The 12146-nt window shown below is 38.6% G+C and carries 9 protein-coding genes; 3 read left to right on the forward strand and 6 right to left on the reverse strand.

Annotated features, from left to right (window positions below):
* The first annotated feature begins 32 nt into the window (after nt 1–32).
* Nucleotides 33–1673: a dipeptidyl-peptidase 3 family protein gene (locus tag ACRD7B_RS15220; RefSeq protein WP_430825439.1), complete on the forward strand. Its 1641-nt coding sequence runs from the start codon at nt 33–35 to the stop codon at nt 1671–1673.
* 395 nt (nt 1674–2068) lie between these two features.
* Here the strand turns inward: ACRD7B_RS15220 and ACRD7B_RS15225 are convergent, their stop codons facing one another.
* From ACRD7B_RS15225 to ACRD7B_RS15240, 4 genes are all read right to left on the reverse strand, one after another.
* Nucleotides 2069–2389 (reverse strand): rhodanese-like domain-containing protein, encoded by a 321-nt coding sequence (locus ACRD7B_RS15225; RefSeq protein ID WP_430825440.1) that lies wholly within the window; start codon nt 2387–2389, stop codon nt 2069–2071.
* Between the two features lie 45 nt (nt 2390–2434).
* A complete protein-coding gene (locus ACRD7B_RS15230) occupies nt 2435–4729 on the reverse strand; it encodes an FAD-dependent oxidoreductase (RefSeq protein WP_430825441.1) in 2295 nt (764 codons plus the stop codon).
* A gap of 82 nt (nt 4730–4811) precedes the next feature.
* Nucleotides 4812–5453: a Crp/Fnr family transcriptional regulator gene (locus ACRD7B_RS15235; protein ID WP_430825442.1), complete on the reverse strand. Its 642-nt coding sequence runs from the start codon at nt 5451–5453 to the stop codon at nt 4812–4814.
* A 59-nt stretch (nt 5454–5512) separates the two neighbouring features.
* Nucleotides 5513–6655 carry a DEAD/DEAH box helicase gene (locus ACRD7B_RS15240; protein ID WP_430825443.1) on the reverse strand — a complete coding sequence of 381 codons (1143 nt, stop codon included), beginning with the start codon at nt 6653–6655 and terminating at the stop codon, nt 5513–5515.
* A gap of 124 nt (nt 6656–6779) precedes the next feature.
* Between ACRD7B_RS15240 and ACRD7B_RS15245 the strand changes: the two genes are divergently transcribed.
* A complete protein-coding gene (locus ACRD7B_RS15245; RefSeq protein ID WP_430825444.1) occupies nt 6780–7991 on the forward strand; it encodes a threonine/serine exporter family protein in 1212 nt (403 codons plus the stop codon).
* Nucleotides 7992–7994: 3 nt separating this feature from the next.
* Here the strand turns inward: ACRD7B_RS15245 and ACRD7B_RS15250 are convergent, their stop codons facing one another.
* Both ACRD7B_RS15250 and ACRD7B_RS15255 read right to left on the reverse strand, forming a co-directional pair.
* Nucleotides 7995–8735 (reverse strand): formylglycine-generating enzyme family protein, encoded by a 741-nt coding sequence (locus ACRD7B_RS15250; RefSeq protein WP_430825445.1) that lies wholly within the window; start codon nt 8733–8735, stop codon nt 7995–7997.
* 42 nt (nt 8736–8777) lie between these two features.
* Nucleotides 8778–9515: an outer membrane beta-barrel protein gene (locus tag ACRD7B_RS15255; RefSeq protein ID WP_430825446.1), complete on the reverse strand. Its 738-nt coding sequence runs from the start codon at nt 9513–9515 to the stop codon at nt 8778–8780.
* Between the two features lie 294 nt (nt 9516–9809).
* Between ACRD7B_RS15255 and ACRD7B_RS15260 the strand changes: the two genes are divergently transcribed.
* Nucleotides 9810–12044 carry a S9 family peptidase gene (locus ACRD7B_RS15260; protein WP_430825447.1) on the forward strand — a complete coding sequence of 745 codons (2235 nt, stop codon included), beginning with the start codon at nt 9810–9812 and terminating at the stop codon, nt 12042–12044.
* Nucleotides 12045–12146 lie beyond the last annotated feature (102 nt).

Below are 12146 nucleotides of genomic sequence, written 5' to 3' on the forward strand. Positions count from 1 at the left end.
CATAAAAAATAAAATCACTAAATTAATCTTGTATGAATAAATTAATCTTGGCCATGATGGCCATCTTTGTACTTTCTGCATGTAATCAAAAACCAGCTAAAGTGTACACTGCATCAAATCCTGATTTAAAACAAAAAGTGGAAGAGTTTATTTCGGTTAAATTAACAACCGACATGAGCCAGCTCACTGAAAAAGAAAAGCAGATGTTACCCCTATTATTTGAAACGGCTCAAATAATGGACGACCTATATTGGAAACAGGCTTGGGGCAACAAAAAAGAATTACTTGACAATTCTGCTGACGAGTATTTGAAAAAATTCATTCAAATAAACTACGGCCCCTGGGAACGTTTAAATGATAATTCATCATTTGTTGAAGGCATAGGTAAAAAACCTGCTGGTGCCGGTTTCTATCCTGCCGATATGACCAAAGAGGAATTCGAAGCTTTTGAAGCTGATAACAAAGATGAACTTTATACAGTCATCAAACGAAAAGAAGATGGTTCGTTAAATGCTATTCCTTATAGCAAAGCGTACAACAAAGAATTGACTAAAGCCGCTGATCTATTAAAACAAGCTGCTTTACTAGCCGAAGATGAAGGCTTAAAAACTTATTTAGAAACAAGAGCCAAAGCATTATTATCAAACGAGTATTTGGAAAGTGATTTGGCTTGGATGGATATGAAAACCAACACCATTGATTTTGTTGTTGGACCCATCGAAAATTACGAAGATGCCTTATATGGCTATAAAGCAGCATTTGAAGCATTTATTCTAATTAAGGATAAAGAATGGTCAGATAAATTAAGTCGATTTGCTTCGATGTTACCTGAGCTTCAAAAATCTTTGCCTGTGGCAGACGAGTATAAAGCTGAAGTTCCGGGTAGCGATAGTGACCTTGGTGCTTATGATGCCTTATATTATGGCGGCGATTGTAATGCCGGAAGTAAAACCATTGCCATTAACCTTCCGAACGATCCACAAGTTCATGTTGAAAAAGGAAGTCGTAAATTGCAACTTAAAAACTCAATGCGTGCTAAATTCGATCACATTCTTATCCCAATAAGCAAAGTATTAATTGCCCCTGAACAACAAAAACATGTGAAGTTTGATGCCTTCTTCGAGAATACTATGTTCCATGAAGTAGCTCATGGTTTGGGCATTAAAGAAACCATCAATGGAAAAGGTGGCGTTCGTGAAGCGCTTAAAGAAACTTACTCTTCAATTGAAGAAGCCAAGGCTGATATTCTAGGCTTGTACATGGTTAGCGAATTAGATAAAATGGGCGAACTACCTGGTAAAGAAATAATGGATAACTATGTTACGTTTATGGCAGGCATATTCCGCTCAGTGCGTTTTGGAGCAGCAAGTGCACATGGAAAAGCAAACATGATGCGTTTCAATTATTTTCAAGAAACAGGTGCATTTAGCTATGATGAAGAAAGTGGTTATTACACTGTTGACTTTGATAAAATGACGGCAGCTATGAATAGTCTTTCTGCCGAAATTCTTACCATGCAAGGTAACGGTGATTACGAAGCAGCCAAAGATGCTCTAGCGAAAATGGGTACTATCCGACCTGCTCTTCAAAAAGATCTTGACCGCATTGCAGCGGCAGGAATTCCACGAGACATTGTTTTTGAACAAGGCCCTAAAGCTTGCGGTTTAAAATAAACAATAAAATACAAGCTACTACAAAGGTCACTCTTATTCAAAGAGTGACCTTTTTATTTCGTTAATAGCCACTGTATTACCGAAATAAAAATTCGACTTTTTGATTCAAACATGCTACTCCGCTTTATATTAATCAACATATTCTTCATGTTCATGTAAAGGTTACGTCAATTAATCAAAGCTAAATAATAGGCTCAAGTAATCTATCTATATTGCGGCCGTTAACAGGAAATTAAAGTATTTAAAATATATCTACCCTAACCATTAAAGCCCGTTATCGATTAATTTCGATAGCGGGCTTTTGTGTTATACATACAAAAAGCGCAGGCTTAAAAATAAACCTGCACTTCCATCAAAACTAAAATATCTAATGACTATGAAACCAATATAAATATTTAGGCACTTTGCATTACGCGAAAAACTTTGTGCCAGCTACCACCGTTATGCACATCATCTACACCACTTGATCTTAAAGTGTACATTGCTGAAGCACTTCTTGTACCCGAAGCACAACAAAGCAATACTGGACGATTCAGCTTTTTAATCTTCTTTATCGTTGTTGAATTTAACTTGTCTAATGGTATATTAACCGATCCATCAACATTTCCCATTCTAAATTCTTGAGGCGTTCGCACATCAATTATTTTAGCATCGCGCTCCAAAGCCTCTAATATTATCCTCTTACGTTTTCCAAATAGATTACTGAATAATCCCATAATTTTTATTCCTCAATTATTTAAACTTCTTATCACTACACTCTTTTATACTTGTGCCATCATAGATGCAATTCCGCCTCCATTTGTAACATTGGTAAATCCTCTTTGGTTCAATACTTGTTGAGCATATGCTGATCTGGCGCCCGAAGCACAATAAACAATTATTTCACGCTCTGAATTCGATCCAAGATCCGCTTTACCAGCCATAATATCATCGAGTGGGATATTTACTGCATTTGGAAAAGCGCCGGACATGAACTCGCCAGGTGTGCGAACATCAATAACTAATCGCTCTAATTCATCCTGCCCAACACGATCATTACTCTCCTCTTGATCTTCACTAGGATAATTAGCCATCATCGAGCTAACACCTCCACCATTGGTGATATTGGTATAGCCATTTTGAAGCAGAAATTGCTGTGCATATGCTGATCTGGCGCCCGAAGCACAATAAACAATAATCTCACGATCTTTATTAGTTTCCAAATCTGCACCTGAAGTTATATCATCAAGCGGTATATTAATGGCTCCCGGATACGCTCCCTCTTCGAACTCTTCCTGAGTACGTACATCGATTACCAAACGTTCATTATCATTTGTATTTATCTCCTGATTACTCTCAACACTTTCCTCAACAGATGATTCAATGCTTTTCTTTTCAATTGGTAAGGCTACAACCTGAAAGTTTTTATAACCTACAGCAGCTGCGTGACGTTGTAACGATATATGTCCACCTGAAATATTATACACTTCAGTAAATCCAGCTCCAATAAGTGTTCTTAAAGCTTGATGCCCCTTCTTACCTATTTCATCATATACAAGAATTGGAACTTCTTTAGGAATAGACTCTAGTTGCTCTGACAACATTTCTAATGGTAAATGATGCGCACCTTTCAAGCTACTTTTCTGGAACGAGAAAACATCACGAACATCTAACACAACCAATCGTTTTCCTTCTATAAATTCATCTAATTCTGATGCCAACAAACTTGGGCTATAACCCGACATCTTGTTTTCAGCAGTATAAGCCGCCATATTCATAGCATCGTTTGCAGTTCCAATAGGAGGAGAATAAGCAAAATCCATATCGGCAATCTCACTTACTTTTATTTTTGCAGCCGCAGCTGTGGCCAGTACGTCTAAACGTTTATCCGCACCTTTATATCCTGCAGTCTGGCCACCTAGTACAACACCAGTCTTTTTATCATAGATCACCATTACACTAACAGTTTCCGCACCTGGATAATAAGATGTATGATGTTCCTTGTGAACAACAACAGCATCAGCATCGATACCTGCAGCCTTAGCTTGCTTCAACGACATACCAGTGATACCAGCCACCGCTTCAAAAACTCTTACCACAGAAGTTCCAACAGAACCCTTATAAGCATGCGCACCACCTAAAGCATTCTCGGCAGCAATGCGCCCTTGTCGATTAGCGGGACCTGCCAATGGAATGCGTACCTTCTTACCGCTTACCCTGTGCTCAATCTCAACCATGTCACCTCCTGCATAAATATCTGCATCTGATGTTTGCAAATATTCATCAACCAACAAACCGCCTGCTTCACCAATCTTTAAACCAGTATCGATGGCCAACTGAAGCGTTGGACGAACACCAACAGATAACAATACCATATCGGCATCCAAAGTTTTACCATTATCCAATTCAACTGTATTACTTCCAATGGATGTTACGGCAGCATTGGTATGAACCCCAACTCCATAGGATAATAGCTCGCGAGTAACAAACCCGGCCGTCTCAGCATCCATCAATGACATAACGTGAGGCATCTTCTCTACAACATGCACTTTAAGTCCACGTTTAACCAATGCTTCAACCATTTCTAATCCAATGAATCCGCCACCAACAACAACCGCTGTTTTAGGCTCATTATTGGTAAGATGAGCATCAATTTTATCCATGTCATCTAAAGTCCATAGACTAAAGACATGATCGTCAGTGGCACCTGGCAAATCAGGTTGAATTGGACGCCCGCCTTGGGCAAGTATTAATTTTGTGTAGGTAAATTCTTTCTTTGTTCCGTCTTGTGTATTTTCGGTATGTACAACATGTGCTTCTTTATCGATGGAATTAACCAGTGTGTGAATATGCACATCCACATCGTACTGCTCCTTAAAGCTTTCTGGACTTTGAAGAATTAATTTTGAGCGACTTTCAATATCGCCAGCAATGTAATAAGGTAAACCACAGTTAGCGAACGACACATCTGGCCCTGCTTCCAACATAGTAATTTGAGCATCAGGCGATAATCTTCTTGCCTTTGCGGCAGCTGTTGCTCCAGCTGCGACCCCTCCAATTATTACAATCTTTTCCATATCCTATATTTTTATTTTTTTGTTTTGTCTTTTTTGATGTGACAAAACTAATACAGGCCGAAAAAGTGATTTGTGCCTATTGTCACATAAGGTTGATAATTTCAATCTTATTACGAGACAAACGCACTCTACCTAGCTTTTCAAGTTGCTTTAACAACCTGGAAACCACCTCTCTTGATGTATGTAAGTCATCAGCAATCTCTTGATGTGTACCAAGTAAAATTGTTGTATTAATTTCGGCAGATCGTTGAGCTAAGTACTTTTCCAAACGTTCATCCATCTTCATGAACGCGATGCTATCTATTGTCTGCAACATCTCTTCGAAACGAATGCTATAGGATTGCATAATGAAATTGCGCCAACTGCTATACTTTTTCAACCATTCATCCATGCAGCGAATTGGCACCAAAATAGCTGTTAAATCATCAATAACTGTCGCTCTAATTTCACTACTCACTTTATTCATGCAGCAACTTAAGGTTGATGCACATGTATCTCCCCCATTAAGGTAATAAAGTAATAACTCATTGCCATCTTTATCTTCACGAACTACCTTAATACTGCCTTCTATTAACAATGGCATGGCAACAACTTCATCGCCTATCTCAATAAAATTACTTCCTGCAGGCATGGTGCGCGATGTGCAATACTTTTCCATTTCGTTAAGCAACTCTGGCTCAACAAGAATAGGGAATTTCTGCTTTACTATTTCTTTAATAGTCATTTTTAATCCATTTTTCGAATTGTAAAAATGGGTATTTTTAGATATAGTTGAAAATAATTTTAAAAGCCATGCAAGTTTATCTTATTTGCATCAATACGATCGACCCACTTCCCCATTTTTTTCTGGATCACCCTGAAATGATGTTCTTCATCGGGATTAACCAAGGAAATGGCTTCCCCAGGAGATTCCGCACGACCTGTACGACCGATACGATGAATATAATCCTTTGGTGAACGCGGCAACTCATAATTAATAACACACGGCAAAAACTCGATATCAATACCTCGCGCCAATAAATCGGTGGTAACCAAAACTCTTAATCGACCAGCCTTAAAATTGGTGATCGCTTTGGTTCTTGATGTTTGTCCTTTTTTACCATGAATGGCTGTTGCTTCGATACCATTATTTCGCAGCTTATCAACCACTGCATCGGCCTTAAATGTAGATGACACGAAGACCAAGACTTGTTGCAGATCTTGTTTCTTTATAATGTAGCGCAACAATGGGCCCTTCTTCTCTTCAGCCACATAATAGGCCAGCTGCTCTATTAAATCGACCTTTTCACTTTCATCAACCACCTTTATAACAACAGGATCGTTCAACAGAATCTGCTTCACTTGATCTAAATCTTCGCTTAAAGTAGCCGAGAATAATAAATTTTGGCGCATGGCAGGAAGCATCTTGAAGATGCGATTCATTTCATCCTTGAATCCCATGGTAAGCAGCTTATCAGCTTCATCTAATATCAACATTGAGATAGCTGAAAGTTTTACCGCATTTTTCTCTACCAATTCCAACAACCTACCTGGTGTTGCTACCAATATGTTTATTCCCTGAAGGGCCTGCATCTGTGGATTTATTGCAACTCCACCAAAAACAGCTTGTGTTTTTATACGCTCTGGAATGATGGAACCAAATTGTTGAAACACATCCTTCACCTGAACAGCCAATTCCCTTGAAGGAACCAAAACCAACACGTTAATATGTCTGTTTTTTGTTTCCCTGTTCCGCTGAAGATTACGTAGCACAGGTAAAACATAACTAGCTGTTTTTCCAGAACCTGTTTTTGCGATTCCAAACACATCCTTATTGTCCAAAATAGCCGGGATGGCTTTTTGTTGGATTGGATAAGCTTGGGTAAATTTTTGATCCTGTAATGCTTTTAATAACGATGGTGATAATCCTAAAGATGAAAATGACATGCGCTGTATTATATGATTTGATTGCAAAGATACGTGAAATTATACGCTTTGAGCATTAATTTTTTCTACGACAGGTTTAATATCTTTATGTACTTTTGCTTCCGATTAAATAACATGATATCCAATGCAGGTTCCTCATCAATATAAATTCATTGTTCAGCTTGGTAAAGCATTACATACCTACGGTGTTCCATCCTATAAATCGCAACAATACCTTACGGAGATTTCTGCTCTAAAAGGTATAAAAGGTAGTTTTATGGATACACCTACCTGGATTAACTATGTATTTTATGAAGAGGATGAACATACGTACAATCATGTAGAATGTGTACCTCCAGGCGAACTTAATCTAGGCGCATTATCGAACATTGTTGAAATAACCAATAAGGTATTAAGCGATGAACTTAGCTTTGAAGAAGCGCAAAAAAGCATTGAGGATTTAAAACACACTCCCTCAGCATATGGTAAAATTATCGAGTTAGGCTCATACATGTTGTCGGCTGGCGCTTTTAGCGTAATACTCGATACCAATTGGACATCGGTAATAACAGCTACTGTACTTGGCGCTTTGGTGTACGGATTAACTTTATTAGCCCGAACATCGAGTTACATCCGAAGCACCCTTGAATCTCTGGCAGCATTTATTGTTACTATCATCACTTGTTTGCTATCGCTGCACTTTGAACAGATAAATATCTCGATGACCATATTGGCATCCATCATCGTATTTATACCGGGATTGGCCATTACAACGGCCTTGGAAGAAATTACTTCCAAAAGTCTGGTATCGGGAACTGCTAAATTATTTGACGCACTCGTCTCTTTGTTTAAACAATTCTTTGGTGTAGTAATGGGGCTGGCTATCTTACCCTTATTCATGGAAGTAAAACAAGCCGAAATCATCAGAGATATACCACTATGGGTTGATTACCCTGCTATATTTATTTTGGCTCTAAGTCTATTACCCGTATTTAAAGTTCGGCCTAAGGACTTAATATTAGGTGTTATCACCGGCTTCTCCTGCTTTTACGTCACCACTCTTTTTGATTTCACGGGTATATTAGTGAGCATTTTTATTGGAACTATCACTGCCGTAAGCACAAGTAAGCTATTTAGTAAACTGACCAAAACACCGCGACTGGTTTACCTTATACCCGGATTAATCATGTTGGTCCCTGGTAGTAAAGCTTTTATTGGATTAAGTACAGTATTTCTCGACTCAAGCGTAAACTCTGGCTCCAATATGGGCGAGCAAGTATTGTACATCTTTATGGGAATTATTGGCGGTCTTATCTTTTCTGGTTCGTTTATGGATAAGGCTCTAAAAAGCAAATAATATCTATTCGCTAATGCTTTTTGCACATCTAAATCCCACAGCAAAATCGCACCAGCCAGGAGAAAGGTTTTTGCGGTAATAAACCCTCTTACACATGGCACCAGAGTGCCAACTACCACCACGTATCACACGACCAACGCCCTCCGCTGGACCTTGGGGATTAGCTGATGGACTATTTACATAGTAAGTAGGTGAATACTTATCAGCCACCCATTCCCACACATTACCTCCCATGTCGTATAACCCAAAGCCATTAGCCTTATCTTGTCCTACAGGAAATAATAAATTCTGCCACGAACCACCAGTTTGTTTAGCTTTCTCCTTGGTCCACTTATTACCGTTGGGATATTCTTTATTGATTAATCCACCACGAGCCGCACACTCCCACTCAGCCTCCGTTGGCAAACGCTTACCAGCCCACTCCGCATAAGCTTTTGCATCCGCCCAAGCTACGCCAACAACTGGATGGTTCGGAAAATCATCACCACTTCTAAAAATAGCCGTATTCCAAAACTCTGGCAGCCGATGTTCAGTCTCATCACAAAATAATTTGTATTCTGCGTTGGTCACTTCGTATTTATCCATCATAAAAGCATCAACATATACAGTATGTGCAGGCGTCATTGAGTTTGGCTCATCATAATCTTTACCCATTATAAATTCACCAGCAGGAATCATTACCATATCCTGAGCAAAAGAGGAGTAATAACAAAACAAAAACAGTATTAGATATAAATGCTTCATGACTTTAACTTTTTTGAGAATTATATCAATGTAAAAAATTCACTATAAGAATATCTGGAACCCAATGTAAAAGAAGAGGCCATCTTCCTTACTTTCACTTTCGTGATAATTATATACTTTCTCAAGATTTGAAGATTCACCAATAATGAGATGTTCGGGAATTGAATTTATATCAGAATTTAAATGAGAGTCATTGTATGCTTCATAATTAAATTCATCTTTGGACCAACGATAAATTAATTTGGGCTCAATTGATACTTTTGAATTAATAAAAATAGCATAACCTACAGCTAAGCCCAATGATTTTGAAGTGACGTCAAAATCTTTTTCTAAAAAATCTGATTCACTTTCTTCATTTACATTATGCCAAGCTACCTGTCCCTCGACAAACATTCCAAAATCAAAATAATACTTTACAAATGGACTTATACCATATGAGAAACTTTTTGACTCAGTACCATCACTTACTTTAGAAAAGGTGTATCCCAAAGGAAGAGATGCACCAATTGCCAAACCATCCGAAATAAAATACCCTAAATTAGGAGTAAGGTTAAAATTATAATCATTGCTCGTCAATTCAGTATAATGTTTATATGAACTAAAACCATCGTTATAACCAACTGTACTTTTAGTCGTATTTTTTACCTTATTAAAATTCACAAATCCACCTAGCAGTATATTCCCTTTAGTAGTGGGCTTAACAAACTCTTTTTTCTCTTCGGTTTGTGCATTAGCAATTAACGACACCAACACAAATGCAAGCATTAAACATTTCTTCATTTCAGGTTACTTTAGTTCGGTTTATAAAAGTTGAAGGTAAAGATAGAACTTTCACGCATTCTATTTAACAAACATTCTATTTTTTAGAAGTCAGAAAACAATTAAAAACCAAAGCACATTATTACGAATTAAAAGAATTTGCAGCTTTATTATTTTAAACTGACAATTATCAAATTTTCTTCGGTAAGTACTAAATACATTTGACACCGATATCATATAAATAAGTGCTCTATTATTAGTACCTTATAAAAGCTAATTAGCTTTAAAGGTCTTTACTTAATAAACTCAAGAACCATGAAATCATTTTTTACACTGCTATGCATCTGTATGTTCCCAATAGCTAGCATAGCGCAAGTCGTTTCTCCCGAGTTCACACTCGAAAATATTTATAAAAACAACATTCTCGACATCCAATATTTTGGCCCCGTACGTTGGTTAAAAGATGGGCAACACTATTCGACACTTGAGTATAATAAGGATACCAAGGGGCAGGACATTGTAAGATACGATGCCAAATCGGGCAAGCGCGAAGTTCTCATTGTTTCCGACAATTTAATTCCAGCGGGTCGCACTTCGGCTCTATCGGTTCGCGATTACATTTGGTCCGATAACGATCAGAAAGTACTTATCTTCACAAATACCGAAAGGGTTTGGCGTTATCATACCCGTGGCGATTACTGGGTGTATAATATGAAAAACAAAACTTTACAGCAGGTTGGCATTGGTTTACCAGAGTCGAGTTTAATGTTTGCCAAATTTGCCCCGCAGGGCGATAGAGTAGCCTACGTAAGTAAAAACAATGTTTATTCCGAAGATTTAGCCACAGGAAAAATCACACAATTAACCAGTGATGGCGGTGAGCACATTGTTAACGGCACCTTCGACTGGGTATACGAAGAAGAGTTCGACTGTCGCGATGGATTCAGATGGAGCCCCGATGGAAAAACCATTTCGTATTGGCAATCAAACACTGAAGGCACTGGCACCTTTTACATGGTTAACAACCTCGATTCGGTTTATTCGAAAATAATTCCACTACCCTACCCAAAAGCAGGCACACCAAACTCAGCAGTAAAAGTAGGTGTTGTGAGTGCAAGCGGTGGTGAAACAAAATGGATTGAACTACTGGGCGACCCACGCAATAATTACATCCCACGCATGGATTTCATCCCTAACAGCAACGACTTATTGATTCAACAAATGAATCGCTTGCAAAACACCAATAACTTATGGGTGGTGGATGCAGCTTCCTTGTCGAAAAAAATAATTCACACCGAAACAGAAGACACCTGGGTTGATGTACATGATAACATTCAATGGTTGGATAATGAAAAATATTTTACCTGGACCAGCGAGAAAGATGGCTATCGGCATTTATATAAGGTGAGTCGCGATGGTAAAGAATGGTCGCAGATTACCAAGGGTGAATTTGATGTGATACAAATTCAGTGCATCGACGAAAAAGGAGGCTATGTGTATTACACAGCCGCGCCCGATGATTACTACAGAAAACAACTGTATCGAAAAAAACTAAGTGGTAAAGGAGCCGCAGAATGTATAACTCCTGAAGATGTAAAAGGACATCATAATTATCAGATTTCGCCAACGGCTAAATTTGCTATTCATCGTTTCAACAATTCAAACACACCCACCGTCACCTCATTGGTTAAGTTACCAAAGCACGAGACTATACAGGTATTTGAAGACAATAAAAAAGCAAAGGCAAGCTACGATAGCTTTGGTTTAAAAACAAAAGAATTTATCAAGGTTGATATTGGAGAAACCATTTTAGATGCCTGGTTAATTAAACCAGTTGATTTTGATCCGGCTAAAAAATATCCAACTATATTCTATGTGTATGGCGAACCATTCTTGAGTGAAGTACAGGACACGTGGAAGAGCAGCGACTTGTGGCATCAGTACATGGCACAACAAGGATACATCATCGCCTGCGTTGATAATCGTGGAACCAATGTTGCCAGAGGTACCGAGTGGCGTAAGTGCATTTATGGTCAGGTTGGCGAATTGGCCGTACACGATCAAGCAGCAGCCGCAAAAAAAATAATGGAAGAACACCCTTACATCGATTCGGAGCGACTTGGCATTTGGGGCTGGAGTGGTGGCGGTTCTATGACTTTAAATTGCATGTTCCGTTATGCCAACATATACAGTACAGGTATTGCCGTTGCTTTTGTTTCTAACCAAAAATTATACGATACCATTTACCAGGAGCGCTTCATGGGCTTGCCGCAAACCAATCCCGAGGGCTACAAAAACGGATCGCCAATAACGCATGCTTCCAAACTTGAAGGCAATCTCATGCTCATACACGGAACCGGTGACGACAACGTACATTATCAAAGTTGCGAAATGCTCATTGATGAGCTGGTGAAACAAAATAAACTATTTAGCCTGATGAGTTACCCTATGCGAAGTCATGGCATTTACGAAAGAGACAATACCTCCTTACACTTAAGGCGGACGATGGAACAATACTGGTTGAAGAATTTAAAACCAGGATCGAAATAAAAATGGAAAGGGGCTGTCTCAAAAGTGAATTTAAAATCCAGACAACTTATAGATTAAAACTTAACCTTTATTTCTACCCCTCCAAACCTCCCCTAAAGTGGA

Origin of the sequence: Carboxylicivirga fragile, assembly GCF_050589805.1 — a bacterium.
Classification (GTDB): Bacteria; Bacteroidota; Bacteroidia; order Bacteroidales; family Marinilabiliaceae; genus Carboxylicivirga; species Carboxylicivirga fragile.

Bases quoted from the DNA above. Each gene is read 5' to 3' on its own strand.
- ACRD7B_RS15220 (WP_430825439.1), top strand. From the start codon at position 33: ATGAATAAATTAATCTTGGCCATGATGGCCATCTTTGTACTTTCTGCA.
- ACRD7B_RS15225 (WP_430825440.1), bottom strand. From the start codon at position 2,389: ATGGGATTATTCAGTAATCTATTTGGAAAACGTAAGAGGATAATATTA.
- ACRD7B_RS15230 (WP_430825441.1), bottom strand. From the start codon at position 4,729: ATGGAAAAGATTGTAATAATTGGAGGGGTCGCAGCTGGAGCAACAGCT.
- ACRD7B_RS15235 (WP_430825442.1), bottom strand. From the start codon at position 5,453: ATGACTATTAAAGAAATAGTAAAGCAGAAATTCCCTATTCTTGTTGAG.
- ACRD7B_RS15240 (WP_430825443.1), bottom strand. From the start codon at position 6,655: ATGTCATTTTCATCTTTAGGATTATCACCATCGTTATTAAAAGCATTA.
- ACRD7B_RS15245 (WP_430825444.1), top strand. From the start codon at position 6,780: ATGCAGGTTCCTCATCAATATAAATTCATTGTTCAGCTTGGTAAAGCA.
- ACRD7B_RS15250 (WP_430825445.1), bottom strand. From the start codon at position 8,735: ATGAAGCATTTATATCTAATACTGTTTTTGTTTTGTTATTACTCCTCT.
- ACRD7B_RS15255 (WP_430825446.1), bottom strand. From the start codon at position 9,515: ATGAAGAAATGTTTAATGCTTGCATTTGTGTTGGTGTCGTTAATTGCT.
- ACRD7B_RS15260 (WP_430825447.1), top strand. From the start codon at position 9,810: ATGAAATCATTTTTTACACTGCTATGCATCTGTATGTTCCCAATAGCT.